Source organism: Chitinophaga filiformis (assembly GCF_900102545.1).
Taxonomy (GTDB): Bacteria; Bacteroidota; Bacteroidia; order Chitinophagales; family Chitinophagaceae; genus Chitinophaga; species Chitinophaga filiformis.
This window is the reverse complement of record NZ_FNBN01000003.1, coordinates 531,284-548,372: the sequence shown is the minus strand read 5'-3', so window position 1 is coordinate 548,372 and position 17,089 is coordinate 531,284. Positions and strand designations below refer to the sequence as shown.

Here is a 17,089-nt window from a genome sequence, read left to right as displayed (position 1 = left end):
TACCGACAGTGGACCGGCGTACCTGTGCACATTAGCTATAGTTAAAAAAATAATGTAGGTTTGTTATATGAAGAAAATACTCGTTTTATCCCTGTTCGCATTGGCAGTTATATCCGGGTCTGGCTGCGGGAAGGACTCCATTGGTACCAAACCGATGATCAGTTTCCTCTCCTACTCTTCCGACCCCGTGATATCGTCCAACGGAATGGATGTTCACTTTCAGGTCAAAGACGGTGATGGAGATGTTGAAAATTCGTTCAACTTCGTGGCCATTTACGATATCCAGGTTGACACCGATACAGTATTTACCTCCCGTAAAATGCCCAATCTGGATGCCCATAACGGAACAAACCTGACGGCAGAAGTAATTCTGCATCAGGAGTCGATTGACTTCCCTAACACCGGCATTCCGAAGGATAGCGTGCATTATCTCGTATTTATTACTGACAATGCCGGCAATATCAGTGATACCATCGCTACACCCAAAATAGAGATCCTCTACCAATAAAATAAGTATCAGGGATCAGGAATGCTTACACAGACACGTTCAATTCCTGATTCCTGATTATATTTGTTCCATGGACAAATTCCACGAACTCCGGAACAAGATCGCTACAGCCATCCTTGGTGGCGGCGAAGCACGCATCTCCTCCCAACATAAAAAAGGAAAACTTACAGCAAGGGAAAGGTTACAACTCCTGATGGACGAAGGCTCCTTCGAAGAGCTTGACATGTTCGTACATAACCGTAACCGTGGTATGACCACCGACCAGGAACAATTTCCCGGCGATGGCGTCGTAACCGGCTATGGCACTATCAACGGCCGTCTGACTTACGTTTTTTCGCAGGACTTCACCGTCTACGGCGGTAGTCTTTCGGAGCCCCATGCCCGTAAGATCTGTAAGATTATGGACCTCGCCATGCAGAACGGCGCTCCCGTTATTGGTCTGAACGACAGTGGCGGCGCCCGTATACAGGAAGGCGTGGTAAGCCTAGGTGGTTATGCGGATATCTTTTACCGTAATACCCGCGCTTCCGGTGTCATCCCGCAGATCTCTGCTATTATGGGGCCCTGTGCCGGCGGCGCTGTATACTCCCCCGCTATTACCGACTTCATCCTGATGGTGGAAGAGACTTCCTATATGTTCGTAACCGGGCCTAACGTCGTTAAAACGGTTACCCATGAAGAAGTAACGGCAGAAGAACTGGGAGGTGCACACACCCATGCAGTGAAAAGCGGTGTAACCCATTTTTCCTGCACCAATGAGGTAGAATGCATCAACAATATCCGGCAGCTGCTTAGTTATGTGCCACAGAACTGTGAAGAAGATGCCCCTGTCTATCCATACGAACCGGCCGACGAAATCCGCACTGCACTGAACACCATCATACCAGCCAGCTCCAATCAGCCATATGACATGAAAGATGTGATCAGTGAGCTAACGGATAAGGAGAGCTTCTTTGAAGTACATAAAGACTTTGCTGAAAATCTCATTGTAGGCTTTGCCCGCATTGCCGGCAGAAGTATAGGCATTGTGGCTAATCAGCCAGCCCACCTGGCAGGGGTACTCGATATACATGCCTCTGTAAAAGGCGCCCGTTTTACCCGCTTCTGCGATGCCTTCAACATCCCGTTGCTGGTACTGGTAGATGTACCGGGCTTCCTTCCCGGCACTGACCAGGAATGGAATGGTATCATCACCAACGGAGCCAAACTGCTATTCGCACTGAGTGAAGCTACTGTTCCGAAGATCACCGTTACCACCCGTAAAGCCTACGGCGGCGCTTACTGTGTGATGAACTCAAAACACATAGGTGCAGACCTCAACTTTGCCTTCCCTCAGGCCGAGATAGCCGTAATGGGGCCTAAAGGCGCTGTAGAGATCATTTATAAGAAGGAAATAGATGCTGCCCCTGACCCGGAAGCACGTACCAACGAGCTGGTGGCAGAATATACTGAACGTTTTGCCAATCCTTACCTGGCGGCAGAAAAAGGATATATTGATGAAGTGATCGTACCCGACCAGGCCCGTATAAAATTGATTAAAGGATATGCCATGCTGGAAAACAAGATGGTGACAATGCCCCGGAAGAAACATGGAAATATTCCGCTTTAACTAAGCATAAGAATCAGGAATTAATGTAATCTTAGGATCTATAATTCCTAATTTCGCATTCCAATTTCTGATTCTTAATTTCCTAATGCCGATTGTTAATGCTTCGCGGTCTTTTTAATTTTATTATCTTCTCGTCTCTCTACGTAGCATGCTGCGCCATACTCATGATATGGCAGACAAATACGCTGCTGCAGGTCCGGGACATTAACGAGGCTTATTATTTCTTTGTTTTTTGCTCAACTATCTGCAGTTATAATTTCCACTGGTACCTGACTCCCGCAGATTATTCCACCTCTGAACGCATTCTCTGGGGCGCCCGTCATAAGACGTTACAGTTAGTGCTTTGTGCATTGGGGGCGCTTGGAGCAGCTTATGGTTTCTGGTTGTTGCGGGACCACTGGCTGCCACTGTCAGGCGCTGCCGTGCTTACTTTCCTGTATTCCGCCCCCAAACTGCCACACCGGGCTTTTGTATGGCTCAGAAAGATCGCCGTTGGCAAAACCCTGTTCCTGACTGCGGTCTGGATCTATGTCACCACCCTGTTGCCGGTATTTATAGAAAAGCAGCCTTATTCATCCACTATACTGTTCCTCACCTTACACCGCTTCTTCCTGGTGTATGCCATCTGCATCCTGTTTGATTACCGGGACCTGGAGTCGGACAAAAAAGAAGGGATCCGCTCCCTGATCACCATTCTGAGCGCACCCGGTCTTAAAAAACTATATATCAGTTCCCTGGTGCTTGCCACCATCTTTGCACTGGCACTTTTCCCCGCATATGGCTGGCAGCTGACGGCTATCCTGCTGGCCCCGGTAGTAATAACAGCACTGCTTACACGATATGCCATCAGTAACCGTTCAGATCATTTCTACTATTTTGTGCTGGATGGCATGGTAATGCTTTCTGCTCTGCTTCATTTTGTTATAACGGCATTATTGTAATCAATACCGGGCTTGCTGTAAGCTGGCAAACACTTACTTTTGCAGCACAATTAACTTAACAGCAATGTCTAAAAAGCAAAAATCTATACTCAGTAAAGAGGCGCTTACGTTCCTGCGTAAATATCTCAATAATCCCTCCCCTACCGGGTTTGAGAAAGAAGGACAGAAATTGTGGCTGGAATACCTACAGCCGTTTATAGACGAGTATTATGTAGACGCGTACGGCTCGGCAGTTGGTATCATCAACCCGAAGGCCCCGTTTAAAGTGGTGATTGAAGCACATGCTGATGAAATATCATGGTTTGTCAATTATGTTTCCCCTGAAGGACTGATATATGTGATCCGCAACGGTGGTTCTGATCAGCAGATCGCGCCTTCCAAACGCGTGAACATTCATACAGAGAATGGTATCGTAAAGGCCGTGTTCGGATGGCCTGCTATCCATACCCGCCTGCGCAGTACAGAAGGTAAAGATCCTCAACCCAAGGTGGAGAATATCTTCCTGGATTGTGGCGCCCGCAGCCGTAAGGAAGTAGAAGACCTCGGTATCCATGTAGGTTGTGTGGTAACGTTTGAAGATGGCTTTGAGGAACTGAACTATGACTACTACATCTGCCGCGCTTTCGATAACCGTATCGGTGGCTTTATGATTGCCGAAGTAGCCCGCATGCTGAAAGAGAAGAAACAGCAACTGCCTTTCGGCCTGTATATCGTCAATGCCGTACAGGAAGAAGTAGGTCTCCGCGGCGCAGAAATGATTGCTAAAAGGATCAAGCCTGATGTGGCCATTATCACTGACGTAACACATGATACCACAACCCCGATGATCAACAAGAATATTGAAGGGGAGATCCGTTGCGGCAATGGTCCGAGCATTACCTATGGCCCTGCGGTGCACAACATCCTCCGCGATCTGATCATCAACACCGCCAAAAAGAATGATATTCCTCACCAGCTGCATGCGGTAAGCCGCAGCACCGGTACTGATACGGATGCCTTTGCCTATTCCAATGACGGTACCCCATCTGCACTGATCAGCATCCCCCTGCGTTATATGCATACCACCGTGGAGATGATCAAGAAAGATGATGTCGAAAACACCATTCAGCTGATTTATCAGACACTCCTGAACATTACACCAAAAACCAATTTTAAATACCTGTAAACCATTTGAAAATCAGGATATAAGGATGTGCAATAAGTCACAATTGAGGATAATTCCTAATTCTTATTTCCTAATTTCTAATTCAATTTTAATTTGTAGGTTTGCTCTCAAATTAGATTATTATGCAAGATGTGCAGATCCGTCACGACTGGTCTATTGAAGAAATAAAAGAGATCTATAATACTCCCTTGCTGGAACTGGTTTTCCGTGCTGCTTCCATACACAGACAAACGCAGGATACTGCAGAAGTACAGGTTTGTACGCTGCTGTCCATTAAAACAGGCGGTTGCTCGGAAGACTGTTCTTATTGCCCTCAGGCTGCCCGCTATAATACCGATATCAAAGTACATGGCCTTCTGAAGAAGGAAGAAGTGCTGGCATACGCCCAGAAAGCAAAAGATGCTGGTTCTACCCGCTTCTGCATGGGTGCTGCATGGAGAGAAGTAAGGGATAACCGCGACTTCGACCGTGTTTTGGATATGGTAAAAGGCGTGAACGAGCTGGGCATGGAGGTTTGTACTACCCTGGGTATGCTGACCGAAGAACAGGCCCAGAAACTGGCGGATGCAGGTTTATATGCCTATAACCACAACCTGGACACTTCCAGCGAGTACTATGAATCTATCATCACCACCCGTACTTACGACGACCGTCTGCGTACCCTGGACAACGTCCGCAAAGCAGGTGTAAGCGTTTGCTGCGGTGGTATCATCGGCCTGGGAGAATCCCATGAAGACCGTATCGGTATGCTGCACACCCTGAGCAATATGCCGACCCATCCTGATTCCGTTCCTATCAACGCCTTGACCCGTGTAAAAGGAACTCCGCTGGAACATATGCCGAAGGTTGCGTTCTGGGATATGGTGCGTATGATCGCTACCACCCGTATCGTAATACCTAAGGCAATGGTACGTCTCAGCGCCGGCCGTGCTGAAATGAGCATTTCTGAGCAGGCACTCTGCTTCATGGCAGGCGCCAACTCCATCTTCACCGGTGAGAAATTGCTGACGACTGACAATCCTTCCTTCGAAGAAGATCACATGATGTTTGAACTGTTAGGTCTGAAACCAAGAGAGGCTTTCAAAGACCAGCCGGTTGAAACTGAAACATTGAACTAATATTCATCGAAATAAGAAAAAGGGTGTTCCGGCCATGGCTGGAACACCCTTTTTTTGGCTTCGATTTACGGGATAAGTAGCTGCTTTGATACCGAAAGCAGAGCCATTGATTCCTTAGGAGTTCGATCCGATAAACTTTGAGATAACTTTATGCTACGTTCATCCTGCGTCTTAAACGTAAGATGAACGTAGTATAAAGTTATCTCAAAGTTTATCGGAAGCTTATCGGATCGAACACAAAGTATAGCGCCCTGGTATATATTCCCGACCCCACGTTTTGGCGTCCAATGGACATGATTTTGCGTCCTGGGGACATTCCTCAAAACAGCATTTCCATCTTTCCTAATATTGCATTGCGCCTCAGTTCTTTGACATATGGACCTTTAACAACGGTGAGCACCCTGTTAAAGGAAATACGCTACCCCCAGTGCATATCCTTTCATGCCCAGGCCGCAGATGCTGCCTACGCAAACAGGAGCGATCATGCTTTTATGCCTGAATTCCTCCCTTGCATGAACGTTACTGATATGTATTTCCAGTACAGGGGTTTTGATGGCAGAAATAGCATCGCGCAGCGCCACGGAAGTATGGGTATAACCACCGGCGTTCAGGAGGATGCCATCATAGGAGAAACCAATTTCATGCAGATGATTGATCATTTCCCCTTCTACATTGCTCTGAAAATAGGTCAGCTGTACATTGGGATACTGTGCTTTCAGTTTCTCGAAATAAGACTCAAAAGACTCATTTCCATAGATACCTGGCTCCCGCTTTCCCAGGAGGTTTAAATTAGGGCCGTTGATGATCGCTATCTGCATATGATTCTTGGTATTATTGTGGCAATTCAGTGCTTATTTTTCCTCACTTCCCCAGCGGAATGTATCCTGCTCTATACCGGCAAGATCAAGCACCCGGTCTACAACAGTAGCAGCTACATCTTCCAGCGTTTTAGGGATGCTGTAGAAGGATGGCGTAGCAGGACAGATGATGCCCCCCGCTTCTGTTACAGCCAGCATATTTTTAATATGCATCAGGTTATAAGGCGTTTCCCTTACCACGCATATCAGTTTCCTTCTCTCTTTGAGCACTACATCTGCTGCGCGGGTGATGAGGTCATTGGAAATACCGGTAGCAATACGTCCCAGTGTACCCATTGAACAGGGGCAGATGATCATCGTGTCAAACCTGCCGGAACCGGAAGCAAAAGGTGCGTGAAAGTCTTGCTGTGTATATGTTTTGAATGGTAATTGCTTGTAATCATCAGTGCCCAGCTCTGTTTCCCATACGGTACGTGCATTGGTAGTCATCACCAGGGCTATCTGGTCTGTCTGTGCGGAAGCCGCCTGCAATTTATTCAGTAACTGCCTGGCATAAATGGAACCGCTGGCACCCGTAACCGCTACTACTATACGATGTTTCATTCACTCAATTCTTAGAGTACAAAGCTAGGGCAAAAAAAATACCGGCCATAGGCCGGTACTAAATTCTTTGGATAAATAGTCTGATTGCGTCCTCAGTTTGACTTGCTCACAAGGTCATCCATGGTGATCCCACTGTGGCTTTCATCATAAATGCATTCCCCGTTACGGATCAGCAAAACTTGTGGCGATTCATGCGGTACATCAAAATCCGCTGCAATCCTGTTCGAAATGTCCCTGAATCTTATCAGGTCCAGATAGTAAAATGAGATCTCCTGCGGAGCGGCTCCTCTTTCCAGCCTGGATTTGGCAACGGCGCTGATGGAACAACGCGTGCTGTGTTTGAAAATTACTACCGGCTTCGCTGCGGATGCCTCCCTGATCTCTGTTAACTGTTGTTCTGTAGTAAGTGGTATCCAGTTCATTAACAATCCTTCACGTTTACTCCGTGCGTTGCTTTACCAATTTTCATCGGACAACCTAATTTATTCTGTGACGCACAAGAGGTTAAGAAAGCTGCAAAGATAAGGATAAGACAGGCGCCGCCCAAAACTTTCAGATAAGATGACTGCATAAAGGGATGTTTATTTGAATAATGAAATTTCATAGGGAATGGTGATATCACTTTTTTAATCGTCAATTTTTGACGTTACTTTGCAAATATAAAATTTATATTAAAGATTTTAGATATAATATCGTTCCTTTTTCCCTAGGTATAAATATAACGATAAAACGCAGGTATCTGGTTTAAATTATATGGCAAAAGTACATTTTATTGCTGTGGGCGGCAGTGTGATGCATCAGCTAGCTATCGCATTGAAAAACAAGGGTTACCAGGTAACCGGCAGTGACGATGAGATTTATGAACCCGCACTGGGCAATTTGCGCCAGGCTGGGATTGCTCCGGCTACAATGGGTTGGGATGATAGCCGTATTACGGCCGACCTCGATGCAGTTATCTTGGGTATGCATGCCCGGGGAGACAATCCTGAGCTGATCAAAGCCAAAGAACTGGGCCTGAAGATCTACTCCTTCCCGGAATACATCTACCAGGAAAGCCAGCAGAAGAAAAGGGTTGTGGTAGGCGGCAGCCACGGCAAAACCACCACTACCGCTATGATCATGCATGTACTGCAGCAGTCAGGACAGGCTTTTGACTACCTGGTAGGCGCACGCCTCGCCGGCTTTGCACAGTCTGTCAATATTACCGATGCACCTGTCATCGTTTGTGAAGGAGACGAATACCCTGCTTCTGTCATTGAAAAGCGGCCTAAATTCCATTTCCTGCATCCACACATCGCTGTACTGACCGGCATTGCCTGGGATCATATCAATGTATTTCCCACATTTGATAACTACCTGGAACAGTTTGCCATCTTCATCCGTACCATGAAGGCCGGCAGTATCCTCATCTACAACAATACCGATCCGGAATTGGTAAAACTGGTGAAGACAGAAGGCCTGCACCTGAAACTGGTTCCTTACGATATACCACGGCACCAGATCGTCAATGGCACCACAACCGTGACTTTCGGCGGCGGACAAACCATACTCGAAGTATTCGGCGACCACAACCTGCTCAATATGCATGCTGCCCGCCTGGTTTGTAATGAACTGGGTATCAGCGACGAAACCTTCCTGAAAGCCATTTCCACCTTCAAAGGTGCTGCCAAAAGGCTGGAACTGGTAGGTAAAAATGACCATTGCGCTATTTACCGCGACTTTGCACATGCTCCGTCCAAGGTAATGGCTACCATCAATGCCCTGCAGTCGCAATACCCGCAGCGCAGGCTGATAGCCGTGCTGGAGTTGCATACCTACAGCAGCCTGAACGCCGATTTCATGGTGCAGTACCAGGGTGTGATGGACAAAGCAGACGTGCCTGTTGTATTCTACAGCAAACATGCGCTTGAGATCAAACGTATGCCCGACCTGGCCCCTGATCTGGTGGCACAGGGCTTTGGCCGTAATGACCTGCAGATATTCACCAACAGGGAGCATTTGGTGGCATTCCTCGACAAACAGGACTACCGCAATGCTAACCTGCTCATGATGAGTTCGGGTGATTATGAAGGATTGGATGTAAATTCGCTGAAAAAGTATCTATAAAAATCAGACATGCCCACTTTGCAACTAAAAAGGCCGCTGGCCGTAATTGATCTGGAGACGACCGGCACCAATGTGGCTACGGACCGTATAATTGAGATTGCTATCATCAAGGTATTCCCTGACAAGAGTACCCAATCCAAGGTGAAAAGAATTCACCCCGGCATGCCTATTCCTCCATCATCTACCGCTATTCACAATATCAGCGATGATGATGTGAAGGATTGTCCGACTTTCAAACAATGTGCGAATGAACTGCGCCAGTACCTGGATAACTGCGACCTGGCGGGTTATAATTCCAACCGTTTCGATATACCATTGCTGGTAGAAGAATTCCTGCGTGCAGGCCTTGATTTTGATGTGAAAGACCGCAAATTCATTGACGTACAGAAGATCTTCCACCTGATGGAAAAACGTACGCTCAGCGCCGCCTATAAGTTCTACTGCGACAAAAACCTGGAGAATGCACACAGCGCTGAAGCAGATGCCCTCGCTACCTATGAGATACTGGAAGCACAGCTGTCCCGTTACGAGCAGCTGCAGGCTGAAGTAGCCCCGCTGGCAGAATTTACGAAAGAAGATGATTACGTGGACTTTGCAAGACGTATGGTGATGCAGAATGGCCTGGAAGTATTCAATTTTGGTAAATATAAGGGAAGACCTGTACGGGAAGTGCTAAAAATAGAACCTCAGTACTATGATTGGATGATGAAAGCTGATTTTCCGCTGAATACCAAGCAGAAACTCACAGAAATTTACCATAGTATGATGTTAAAAAAGATTTAATATTTACAAAATCCTTCCATTATTTAGCGATTACACTAATTTCGCACTCCTAAAACAACACTTGCTAGATTGGAAAAGCTCGTCATCATTCCCACGTACAATGAGAAGGATAATATCCGTAACATCATTGACGCGGTGTTTGCCCTGCAACAAGATTTTCATGTACTGATCGTGGACGATGGTTCGCCCGACGGCACGGGTAATATTGTAAGGAATATGCAGCAGTCCCATTCCGGCGAATTGTTCCTGGTAGAAAGAAGTGGCAAACAGGGATTAGGTACAGCCTACATCTTCGGTTTCAAGTGGGCATTGGAAAAAGGATATCAGTACATCTTCGAAATGGATGCTGACTTTTCCCACAGTCCTGCCGACCTTGTGAGGTTGTATGATGCCTGTGCAAAGGAAGGAGGCGACGTTTCCGTTGGCTCCCGCTATGTAAAAGGCGGTAGAACGGAAAACTGGCCCTGGGATAGGGCTATCCTCTCCTACGGCGCTTCCATCTACGTACGCCTTGTTACCTGGATCAGGGTAAAAGATGCTACAGCTGGCTTTGTATGTTACAAAAGGCAGGTACTGGAAGCTATTAACCTGGATGCAATCCGTTTCGTAGGATATGCCTTCCAGATAGAAATGAAATTCACGGCCTGGAAACTGGGCTTCAAAATAAAAGAAGTTCCTATCACCTTCAAGGACCGTAAAGAAGGATATTCCAAAATGAGTAAGGGGATTATTAAGGAAGGGATACTGGGAGTACTCAAAATTCAATGGGAAAGCCTGTTCCGCAAGTATGAAAGACGCGTAAGAAATAGCGAATAAGCGGAAATGAAAAAAGCACTGATACAATTGCACCTGTCGGTATTCCTGGCGGGTTTTACGGGTATATTGGGAAAATTGATCACCCTCAACGAAGGAATGCTTGTCTGGTACAGGCTCCTCTTCACTATAGTTACACTATACATCCTTTTTCGTTGGAAAAAGATGCTGACAAAACTCTCCTTTAAACAGATTGTTCCTATCGGCCTCACAGGCATAGTAGTCGTGTTGCACTGGTTATTTTTCTATGCCAGTATCAAATACTCGAATGTGTCTATTGGCGTAGTCTGTTTCGCGCTCACCAGCCTGTTCACAGCAGCGCTCGACCCGCTGATCAACCGTTACAGGATGGATAAGATTGAGCTGTTGTTGAGTGGTATCACGCTTTGCGGCATTTTCCTCATTTTTCATTTCGACGTACAATACCGTACAGGCATCATCCTGGGCATTATCTCCGCTCTCTTTGCTGCTCTGTTTACCATCTTCAACAAACGCCTGATAGCGAAATACGACACGCCCACCATTACATTCTACGAACTGTCTGTCGGCTGGCTGGCGCTTACGCTCATCATGCCTTTGTACCTGCATTTCTTCCCGCTGCCTTTAAGCCTGCCTTCTTTTACAGATCTCAGTTACCTGCTGATCCTGGCCTGGGCCTGCACCGTGTGCATGTATATGCTGATAATGACGGCGCTGACAAAGATCTCTCCTTTCACGGTGAACCTGACCTTCAACCTGGAGCCGGTATACAGTATTGTGATGGCCTTCGCACTCTTTCATGAGAACCGGGAACTGACCTACGCGTTTTACCTGGGCCTTGCCTGCATTGTGTTGTCAGTAGTATTGCAGATGACAAGGGTAACGCGTACGCTGCGGCAAACTCATGCCTGATTTTGACCGTCTATCGCAAATCTTCATCTAAGTACTGCCGATTTTCCTATTTTAGGCCACATGAAGCAAATCATGTGTGCAGCCGCGTTGACCGGCCTCTCCTTACTCACCTATGCGCAGCAACCTGCGAAAAAGCCACTTGATCATTCAGTGTATGACAGCTGGCAAAACATTGGCAGTAAAGCCATCAGTAACAACGGTCAATGGACCGTCTATACCGTTACGCCACAGGAAGGCGATGCTACCCTCGTTATCTACAACAACCAAAACGGACAACGGCTGGAAGTGCCACGTGGCAGCAATCCCGTGATTACGGAAGATAACCGTTATGCGGTCTTTTTCATTAAAGCGCCTTTTGCTGTTGTGCGACAGGCAAAGATCAAAAAGAAGAAGCCGGCAGATATGCCGAAAGATTCCCTGGGAATCGTTACACTGGGCAGCAACGATGTCTATAAAGTGCCCGCGGTAAGGTCTTTCAAAACACCTGAAAAAGGTAGCGGTGTATTGGCCTATCTGAAGGAAAAGCCACAGACAGATACTGCCAGCGGCCACCTGGTGATCTACTATCCCGACAAAAAGAGTGCGGATACCATCCGGAACGTCCAGGATTATGTTTTCAGTAAGCCGGGCAACCGCCTGCTGGCGGAAGTAGTGACCGATAAAAAAGACTCCCTGTCAACAGCTGCGGTATTGCTCTGGAATGTAGCCACCCGCAAAGCGGATACTTTGAGCCGTGGCACAGCCCTCCGTACACAGTTTGCCTTCGATGAAACAGGCGAACAGGCTGCCTGGTGCAGTTCCCGCGACAGTGCCAAAGCTCTGCAACAGTTCTACGCCCTGTATTATTACCGTCCGGGACAGGACAGCGGTGTGATTACTGCCGACAGGAATACCCGTGCATTTCCGGCCAACTGGTCTGTAAGTCCTGATGGCAAGGTATGGTTCAGCCAGAATGGACAAAGGCTGTTCTTCGGCACAGCTCCCATCAGGCCTCCAAAAGATACCAATATCGTAGACTTTGAAGTGGCGAAAGTGGATATCTGGAATTACCAGGATGATTACCTGCAACCCATGCAGCTGAAGAATGCAGATAAAGAGTTGAAGAGAAGTTATCAGGCCGTGTATTATCCGGGCAATAACCAGGTGGTGCAACTGGCAGACATGGACATGGAAAGCATCGCCTTTGCCAGACGAGGTAACAGTCCGTATGCAGTGGGTTATACCGATAAGGGGCAGCGTATGGCCATGCAATGGACCGGTAATTCTCTGAAAACTGCGTACCTGGTGAACGTTGAAAACGGCAACCGTAAACTATTACAGCAAAACCTCGACAGTATTGCCCGCATATCTCCCGGTGGTCATTATATCACCTGGTACAACCTCCAGCAGAAACAATGGTTTGCCTTTGAAACCGCTACAGGCATTACCAGGAATATAACAGAGAAAATACCAGTTTCACTTTCTGAAGAAGATGATGATCATCCGGACTTGCCTGGTCCCTATGGTATGGCCGGATGGCTGGAAGATGACAAGGCTGTTTACATTTACGACAGGTATGACATCTGGCAGGTAGATCCCAGCGGGAAGGCTGCCCCACAGATGATCACCGCAGGTTACGGCCGTCAGCAGAAACTGCGTTTCAGATATACGAAGGTGGTGAAAGAAGAACTGTTCTTTAAACCAGGTCAGCAATTGCTGCTAGAAACCTTCAATGAAACTACTAAGGAGAATGGTTTCTATATGGCCCCTTGTACCTTCAAAAAGGCCCCTTTAAAGCCCGAACTTCTTGTGATGGGACCGTATACCTTCGGCGACCCTGTAAGGGCTGAAAACGCCGGAAATTACATTTTTACGAAAGCTAGTTATGTACAATCGCCGGATGTATATACCGGTACTTCACTGGCGAAGGCTACACAGGTCAGCCATATCAATCCGCAGCAACAACAATATAACTGGGGCACCGCAGAACTTTTCAAATGGACCGCTTATAATGGCAAACCGGCAGAAGGCATTCTGTATAAACCAGAGGATTTTGACAGTACAAAAAAATATCCTGTATTGCTGTATTTCTACGAGAAACTGACGGATGGTCTGTATAACTACCAGCCACCGACCCCCACTCCTTCCAGACTGAATATTCCGTTCTTTGTGAGCCGGGGTTACCTGGTACTGGCGCCGGATATCACCTATGAAAATGGTTATCCGGGACAGGGGGCTTACGACTATGTTGTGAGCGGCGCCCGAGCACTGGCAGCACATCCGTGGGCAGATAGCCTGAATATGGGCATCCAGGGACAGAGCTGGGGCGGTTACCAGGTAGCTTACCTGATCACCCGCACCTCGCTATTCAAGGCTGCCTGGGCAGGAGCGCCAGTGGCCAATATGACCAGCGCCTATGGTGGCATCCGCTGGGAAAGCGGCATGAACCGCCAGTTCCAGTACGAGCGTTCACAAAGCCGTATCGGCGCTACTTTATGGGATAAACCGGAACTCTACATCGAGAACTCTCCGCTGTTCCAGTTGCCTAAAGTGACCACGCCACTTGCTATTATGAGCAATGATGCCGATGGGGCAGTTCCCTGGTACCAGGGCATAGAATTGTTCACCGGTTTGCGCCGACTGGGCAAAAAAGCATGGTTGCTGAACTACAATAATGAAGCCCATAACCTGGTGCAGCGCCAGAACCGTAAGGACATTCAGCGCCGCGAACAGCAGTTCTTTGATCACTTCCTGAAAAATGCACCCGCTCCCGAGTGGATGGAAAAGGGTGTACCGGCAACAGAAAAAGGTAAGAACTGGGGCTGGGAAACTGTTGGTAACGCACAATAACATCAACTGAATAAAACCAGGACTGACTAAAAAGCAGAATGAAGTGTTCAGAATTGCGTAAAAGCAGTTTTGTCTCACCCCCACCCCAACGGTAGGATTCTTTTTAGTCAGTCCCAAATATAAAGAGAAGAAGTAGAGAGTAAGTAGAGAACAAGCAGAGAAGCTGGGGTGGACCTGATGCCCTAAGGTAACCGGATTCAAAACTTTTAGCTTTCATGTCCCCTATCAGCATATACTAATTTAAGTACTACATCTCAAACTAAGAATTTCCTGCCAATATTCCCCTGAAACCACTACGTAGCAGGCTTTCCTCTATTTTATCTACTGCAACCATTTGTCTTTCAAGCTACTCAAATTATATTTTTTTATATACTTATAAACCTATAAGTTTGTATAGAAGAAATTGAAGACCTGATTCAGATTTTGTGGATGTTTTGAATATCTGATAACCTTATACATGTTCCTATGAATTTCCGTATCTATCAACCGGCAACTTCGCTGGCACCGTATGTTAAGCAGTATTATCATTTACAAAGCTCTAATAGTGGATTGATCAATCTGCCGCAGAACCTGTTCTCTTTGGGAGATCTATACATGGTATTTCTGCAAGAAGGAGAAGTGATCTTCCAACCTACTCAGCATGCTTCCTTTACTTTACCGGAGGCTTCCGTTGTGGGTCATTTTACCTGTCATCATCAGATCATGGTAAAAGGTCCGGTAAAAATGACCGTGATCCAGCTGAACGCCTATGGCTGTTACAGACTGGCAGGTCTTGATATGTCTTCCTTCAACAATTACTTCCGTGACCTGCTGAAGCAGGACCGTGAATGCTGGAAGGACCTGGCCGATAAAATTGCTGCTGCTGCAGATGTTACCAAACTGGATGCCGTGCTGGACGATGCGTTGGCCAATATGATGTGTTCACATGTGCACAATCTGAAACAGGTTGATGAAATTGCAGATTACATCATTGACAACCAGGGCTATACGAATGTGGAAAGGCTGACGAGGAAGTTTAAAATTTCCCGTCATACGCTGGAAAGGAAGTTTATGGAAGTGGTGGGACTGACGCCGCAGTTGTTTGCCCGTATGCTCCGTTTCAGAGATGCTATGCGTCATATGCAGAAGATGAGTGTGGAAGAATGGCAGGCATTTATCACCAACAACGATTACTACAACCAGGCTTCATTCATACAGGATTTCCTCTTCTTCAAAGGAGAAGCACCGGTACTGAACCAGGAAACAGCTATTGCGCAAATGCCGGTAGCACGCCCTGTAGCCGTGGCGTAAATGATTTTAGACTAAAAAAATGAAAAATAAGAGAGCCGCCTCGTTCACGGGACGGCTTTTCCATTTTAATCAATTTTCCTTTCTTTTGTATTATCCATAAACCAGGACACAATCCATATCATGCATAAACCCAGACACAATGCCGCCTACTGGCGGGAACATCTCAACTTACAATCTCACGTAGAGGGAGGCTCATTCCGGGAAACCTATCGTTCTTCCTGGGAGTTTAAACAATCTGAATTGCCGCCAGCCATGAAGGGCAACCGTAATGCTTCCACTGCTATTTATTTCCTGCTGGAAGAAGGCCAGTTTTCTGCTTTTCACCGCATTGCATCTGATGAGGTATGGCATTTCTATGATGGCCATTCCCTGGCTATCTATGATATTGATCCTGATGGCGTACTGACGGCACACAAACTGGGTCTCAACATTGAAGAGGGCGAACAACCCCAGTTGGTGATCAAAGCAGGTCACTGGTTTGCTTCCCGTACAGAGGTGCCTGATGGTTTTGCCCTCGTAGGCTGTACAGTAGCGCCAGGCTTCGATTTCGCTGATTTTGAACTGGCCGGGAAAGATAGCCTGCAGGCTGTATATCCGCAGCATAGTGAACTGATTGCCTCTCTGGTGCACGGACATTGACAATGATAAGGATGAGTTATGGACTATCAGCCATAAATATTATATTCGCTGTAGTCGTCGGGATATTATAGGAGTTGTAACTTACAATTTCAAAGCACAACTACCTACCAACTGTATGTCGCGGGGCCATGGCCCAACGTTTGTAGACTTTTGCATACATTACTAACTAATAAAAAACATGATCACTATGGACCTTGTTCAGCTATGGACTGAGGTCCACAGCAACTATCTCTTCTGTTATGAAAAGATTCTTTCGCTTCGTTTTTTTTCTATCCCTGGCTGTTCTGCTGTTTTGGCTGGGCAAACAATTCGGCAGTAAAAGTGTAAATCAGAGCATTCTCTCCAATAGTCAAATCGTGCGGGAAATCGCCGAACTGGCCAGCCTTGAAGTACAGGGTAATGCTACGATCAAACGCAGTAATATTGCTGACGACGGAGAATGGACCACTAATCTGAAAAAGGCCTTCCTGGAGAACACGATCTGGGTATCTATCCCTTACCTGGCAAAATATGGCATCAATGCAGATGAGAAGAATTTCCGGATAACGGTTTCAGACAAGAAGATCACCATCAACCTGCCACAACCTAAACTGCTCAGCTATGAGCTGAAAGTGGATAAAATGGAGACTTCCAACAGGAAAGGCTGGTTACTGTTCCAGGACGATGAAACCTATACTGATGTGCAGAAAAAGCTGTACCAGACTTCACGCGAACAGCTGGAAAACAACAACCTGTACATTAATCAGTCAAAAGAAAAACTCACCAAGATCATCAGGCAATACTATGAGCCATTCCTTCATGATCATGAACTGGAGGTCATCTTTGGCAACAGTGCGCCGGTATTACTGAATTAATCATTTTAAAGGTTTTCCCGGGCAGATCCTGATGTGGTTGTACATTCGAATCTTCCCGGGAAACACCAATATTTGATCAGCTCCTGCAGATTGTACATCCTTTGAAGTATATCTGCTGTCAG

Annotated in this window: 16 protein-coding genes; 13 read left to right on the top strand and 3 right to left on the bottom strand. The window is 46.8% G+C overall.

Features of this window, described 5'->3' with window-relative positions; genetic code table 11:
- The first annotated feature begins 67 nt into the window (after positions 1–67).
- The 5 genes from BLR32_RS14500 to bioB all read left to right on the top strand — a co-directional run bounded on the left by BLR32_RS14500 (position 68) and on the right by bioB (position 5,341).
- Positions 68–508 (top strand): hypothetical protein, encoded by a 441-nt coding sequence (locus BLR32_RS14500; protein ID WP_089832957.1) that lies wholly within the window; start codon positions 68–70, stop codon positions 506–508.
- Positions 509–578: 70 nt separating this feature from the next.
- Positions 579–2,117, top strand: coding sequence for an acyl-CoA carboxylase subunit beta (locus BLR32_RS14495; protein ID WP_089832955.1), 1,539 nt, complete (start codon positions 579–581; stop codon positions 2,115–2,117).
- A 98-nt stretch (positions 2,118–2,215) separates the two neighbouring features.
- The gene (locus BLR32_RS14490; RefSeq protein ID WP_089832953.1) at positions 2,216–3,058 is read left to right on the top strand and encodes a UbiA family prenyltransferase; all 843 of its coding nucleotides are present in this window, start codon (positions 2,216–2,218) and stop codon (positions 3,056–3,058) included.
- A 64-nt stretch (positions 3,059–3,122) separates the two neighbouring features.
- Positions 3,123–4,223 (top strand): M42 family metallopeptidase, encoded by a 1,101-nt coding sequence (locus BLR32_RS14485; RefSeq protein ID WP_089832952.1) that lies wholly within the window; start codon positions 3,123–3,125, stop codon positions 4,221–4,223.
- Between the two features lie 122 nt (positions 4,224–4,345).
- Positions 4,346–5,341 carry a biotin synthase BioB gene (bioB, locus tag BLR32_RS14480; protein ID WP_089832950.1) on the top strand — a complete coding sequence of 332 codons (996 nt, stop codon included), beginning with the start codon at positions 4,346–4,348 and terminating at the stop codon, positions 5,339–5,341.
- A 404-nt stretch (positions 5,342–5,745) separates the two neighbouring features.
- Here the strand turns inward: bioB and aroQ are convergent, their stop codons facing one another.
- From aroQ to ytxJ, 3 genes are all read right to left on the bottom strand, one after another.
- Positions 5,746–6,159, bottom strand: a complete 414-nt coding sequence (aroQ, locus tag BLR32_RS14475; RefSeq protein ID WP_089832948.1) for a type II 3-dehydroquinate dehydratase — start codon at positions 6,157–6,159, stop codon at positions 5,746–5,748.
- A 33-nt stretch (positions 6,160–6,192) separates the two neighbouring features.
- Positions 6,193–6,762, bottom strand: coding sequence for a UbiX family flavin prenyltransferase (locus BLR32_RS14470; RefSeq protein WP_089832946.1), 570 nt, complete (start codon positions 6,760–6,762; stop codon positions 6,193–6,195).
- A gap of 92 nt (positions 6,763–6,854) precedes the next feature.
- Positions 6,855–7,184 carry a bacillithiol system redox-active protein YtxJ gene (gene ytxJ, locus BLR32_RS14465; RefSeq protein WP_089832944.1) on the bottom strand — a complete coding sequence of 110 codons (330 nt, stop codon included), beginning with the start codon at positions 7,182–7,184 and terminating at the stop codon, positions 6,855–6,857.
- Positions 7,185–7,515: 331 nt separating this feature from the next.
- Here ytxJ and BLR32_RS14460 point away from each other — a divergent pair, with 331 nt between their 5' ends.
- From BLR32_RS14460 to BLR32_RS14425, 8 genes are all read left to right on the top strand, one after another.
- Positions 7,516–8,868: a UDP-N-acetylmuramate--L-alanine ligase gene (locus tag BLR32_RS14460; RefSeq protein WP_089832942.1), complete on the top strand. Its 1,353-nt coding sequence runs from the start codon at positions 7,516–7,518 to the stop codon at positions 8,866–8,868.
- A gap of 9 nt (positions 8,869–8,877) precedes the next feature.
- The gene (locus BLR32_RS14455) at positions 8,878–9,651 is read left to right on the top strand and encodes a 3'-5' exonuclease (RefSeq protein ID WP_089832940.1); all 774 of its coding nucleotides are present in this window, start codon (positions 8,878–8,880) and stop codon (positions 9,649–9,651) included.
- 69 nt (positions 9,652–9,720) lie between these two features.
- Positions 9,721–10,467: a polyprenol monophosphomannose synthase gene (locus BLR32_RS14450; RefSeq protein WP_089832938.1), complete on the top strand. Its 747-nt coding sequence runs from the start codon at positions 9,721–9,723 to the stop codon at positions 10,465–10,467.
- Between the two features lie 6 nt (positions 10,468–10,473).
- Complete coding sequence (locus BLR32_RS14445; protein ID WP_089832936.1) at positions 10,474–11,355, top strand: DMT family transporter; 882 nt, start codon at positions 10,474–10,476, stop codon at positions 11,353–11,355.
- A gap of 60 nt (positions 11,356–11,415) precedes the next feature.
- Positions 11,416–14,184, top strand: a complete 2,769-nt coding sequence (locus BLR32_RS14440; RefSeq protein ID WP_245705427.1) for an alpha/beta hydrolase family protein — start codon at positions 11,416–11,418, stop codon at positions 14,182–14,184.
- A gap of 465 nt (positions 14,185–14,649) precedes the next feature.
- The gene (locus BLR32_RS14435) at positions 14,650–15,474 is read left to right on the top strand and encodes an AraC family transcriptional regulator (RefSeq protein ID WP_089832931.1); all 825 of its coding nucleotides are present in this window, start codon (positions 14,650–14,652) and stop codon (positions 15,472–15,474) included.
- A gap of 120 nt (positions 15,475–15,594) precedes the next feature.
- Positions 15,595–16,113, top strand: coding sequence for a cupin domain-containing protein (locus BLR32_RS14430; protein WP_089832929.1), 519 nt, complete (start codon positions 15,595–15,597; stop codon positions 16,111–16,113).
- 239 nt (positions 16,114–16,352) lie between these two features.
- Positions 16,353–16,967, top strand: a complete 615-nt coding sequence (locus BLR32_RS14425; RefSeq protein WP_089834166.1) for a DUF4230 domain-containing protein — start codon at positions 16,353–16,355, stop codon at positions 16,965–16,967.
- Positions 16,968–17,089 lie beyond the last annotated feature (122 nt).

Bases quoted from the DNA above. Each gene is read 5' to 3' on its own strand.
- BLR32_RS14455 (WP_089832940.1), top strand. From the start codon at position 8,878: ATGCCCACTTTGCAACTAAAAAGGCCGCTGGCCGTAATTGATCTGGAG.
- bioB (WP_089832950.1), top strand. From the start codon at position 4,346: ATGCAAGATGTGCAGATCCGTCACGACTGGTCTATTGAAGAAATAAAA.
- BLR32_RS14445 (WP_089832936.1), top strand. From the start codon at position 10,474: ATGAAAAAAGCACTGATACAATTGCACCTGTCGGTATTCCTGGCGGGT.
- BLR32_RS14425 (WP_089834166.1), top strand. From the start codon at position 16,353: ATGAAAAGATTCTTTCGCTTCGTTTTTTTTCTATCCCTGGCTGTTCTG.
- BLR32_RS14435 (WP_089832931.1), top strand. From the start codon at position 14,650: ATGAATTTCCGTATCTATCAACCGGCAACTTCGCTGGCACCGTATGTT.
- BLR32_RS14490 (WP_089832953.1), top strand. From the start codon at position 2,216: ATGCTTCGCGGTCTTTTTAATTTTATTATCTTCTCGTCTCTCTACGTA.
- BLR32_RS14470 (WP_089832946.1), bottom strand. From the start codon at position 6,762: ATGAAACATCGTATAGTAGTAGCGGTTACGGGTGCCAGCGGTTCCATT.
- BLR32_RS14440 (WP_245705427.1), top strand. From the start codon at position 11,416: ATGAAGCAAATCATGTGTGCAGCCGCGTTGACCGGCCTCTCCTTACTC.
- BLR32_RS14430 (WP_089832929.1), top strand. From the start codon at position 15,595: ATGCATAAACCCAGACACAATGCCGCCTACTGGCGGGAACATCTCAAC.
- BLR32_RS14460 (WP_089832942.1), top strand. From the start codon at position 7,516: ATGGCAAAAGTACATTTTATTGCTGTGGGCGGCAGTGTGATGCATCAG.
- ytxJ (WP_089832944.1), bottom strand. From the start codon at position 7,184: ATGAACTGGATACCACTTACTACAGAACAACAGTTAACAGAGATCAGG.
- BLR32_RS14500 (WP_089832957.1), top strand. From the start codon at position 68: ATGAAGAAAATACTCGTTTTATCCCTGTTCGCATTGGCAGTTATATCC.
- aroQ (WP_089832948.1), bottom strand. From the start codon at position 6,159: ATGCAGATAGCGATCATCAACGGCCCTAATTTAAACCTCCTGGGAAAG.
- BLR32_RS14485 (WP_089832952.1), top strand. From the start codon at position 3,123: ATGTCTAAAAAGCAAAAATCTATACTCAGTAAAGAGGCGCTTACGTTC.
- BLR32_RS14495 (WP_089832955.1), top strand. From the start codon at position 579: ATGGACAAATTCCACGAACTCCGGAACAAGATCGCTACAGCCATCCTT.